This is a genomic window from Marinomonas gallaica (assembly GCF_001639745.1).
GTDB classification, from domain to species: domain Bacteria; phylum Pseudomonadota; class Gammaproteobacteria; order Pseudomonadales; family Marinomonadaceae; genus Marinomonas; species Marinomonas gallaica.
The window spans coordinates 1-267 of record NZ_LTAX01000081.1; the positions used below are offsets into that span (position 1 = coordinate 1).

The following is a 267-nucleotide window of genomic DNA, read 5'->3' on the forward strand; positions in this document are numbered from 1 at the left end:
ATAATTCTGAGTCCGGCGAATATGGTTACCCGTTTCGTTATCTCTGGTTTCTGCCAATGAGGCCATCGCCCCGATTGTGGCATCTTGTAGCATCTCTAACTCTCGGGTCCGCTTCCTAACCCGTTCTTCAAGGTGATCGTTTTGTTCAGACAACTCTTCCATCGTAAACCGTAATTTCAGATGGGTATTGATTCTAGATAACAAGGTAGGCGGGCTAATAGGTTTCAAAATATAATCCACCGCGCCCACTTCAAATCCACGTTGTTC

The 267-nt window shown here is 45.7% G+C and carries 1 pseudogene; it reads right to left on the bottom strand.

From position 1 onward, the window contains the following. A pseudogene (locus AYW76_RS18715) lies at positions 1-267 on the bottom strand (two-component system response regulator); the annotation flags it as partial.